Below are 1,130 nucleotides of genomic sequence, written 5' to 3' on the forward strand. Positions count from 1 at the left end.
CTGAACGCCCGAGATCATCATCGATCACTTCGACCTCTGACCAGCCGAGCGCCATCAGCCGGTCCCGCATGGCGTATTGCAGTGCGCGGCTCTCACGATTGTGCAAGACCTGATGTGCTGAGGATTGACGCACGTAAAGAATCGCCTTGCGCTGCAAATGATGAGGCCTGACCTTGTCAGAGATCATGATCAGCCTCCTTCGCGCGCGGCGTCGCTGTCGTCGCAGCATGGTCGAGGATCAACCGCGTCATCAGGATCGTGAGCGCCGACCGCGCTTCCGCCGGCAGCTCCGACCATGCGGGAGCGCCGATGGCGCCGTTCGACAGGCTGCTCCCGAACAGATCCATCTGCTGTTGCGGACGCGCTTGTCGCTTGTGTCGGCATCCGCTCCCTGGCCTTGCCGTCTCGCGTGACATGAGTCCCTCCCCGATTCTGGTCGTGAGAGGCTCCGGATGCGCCAGAAAACAGGGCGGCTGATGGCGTTTGATCCTTCAACGCCAGATCGAACAGCGCGGAGAGCGCCGCGAGTGCCTCGATGCTGACATACGGTTGAGCTGCCAACAGCCCGAGGTCAGGGCATGCCGTCCGGTCGAACATCCAGGCCGGCACTTCAAGCCCCCGGCCTGCTTGCGACTCTTCCGGCGTGCAGCGGAAGACGACAAAACCATCCTTGTCGACGGCACCATGAATGCAAACTCGGCGACCAAACCAGGGATGATGCCGATAAAGAACCTTGCGAAGAACGGTCCTGTGGGCGTTCTCAAACCTCGTTGTACAACTTCGAACGGCCACATGAGGCGCTCGGACAACAGGTCCCGGCCAGTCGATATCGGCCGAGCCAGCGATCTATGCCCGACCGCTTGCCTGAGGTCGAATACGATAGCCATGAGATCGTGCGCCGCGTCTCCACGACCAAGGCCTATGTCAGCTTCAAGGGATGCCTTTGGAAAGTACCGCAGGCCTTCTGCGGCGAGCGCCTTGCCATCCGACCCTCGGCAAACAGCGCGCAATACGGGGTCTTCTTTGCCGCCCACCCAGTCGCTATCATCGACTTGGCGAGCGGAGAAAGTGTCGGCTATGTCCCCGAACACCCGTCGGTCATGTCCCCGGGCTGAACATCAAGTCGGGCG

General features: G+C 61.4%; 1 protein-coding gene and 2 pseudogenes. 1 reads left to right on the forward strand and 2 read right to left on the reverse strand.

Annotation, left to right across the window (positions count from 1 at the left end; translation table 11 throughout):
• Window positions 1–187: pseudogene (locus AC629_RS44420) on the reverse strand (recombinase family protein); the annotation flags it as partial.
• Window positions 177–347: a hypothetical protein gene (locus AC629_RS44425; protein ID WP_210419252.1), complete on the reverse strand. Its 171-nt coding sequence runs from the start codon at window positions 345–347 to the stop codon at window positions 177–179. The pseudogene AC629_RS44420 and the gene AC629_RS44425, both read right to left, overlap by 11 nt.
• A gap of 411 nt (window positions 348–758) precedes the next feature.
• Between AC629_RS44425 and AC629_RS44430 the strand changes: the two are divergent.
• Window positions 759–1,115, forward strand: a pseudogene (locus AC629_RS44430) (IS481 family transposase); the annotation flags it as partial.
• Window positions 1,116–1,130 lie beyond the last annotated feature (15 nt).

It is taken from the genome of Bradyrhizobium sp. NAS80.1 (assembly GCF_001908205.1).
Classification (GTDB): Bacteria; Pseudomonadota; Alphaproteobacteria; order Rhizobiales; family Xanthobacteraceae; genus Bradyrhizobium.

What these genes read in the sequence shown, in the direction of transcription:
- AC629_RS44425 (WP_210419252.1), bottom strand. Translation starts at nt 347, where the DNA reads ATGGATCTGTTCGGGAGCAGCCTGTCGAACGGCGCCATCGGCGCTCCC.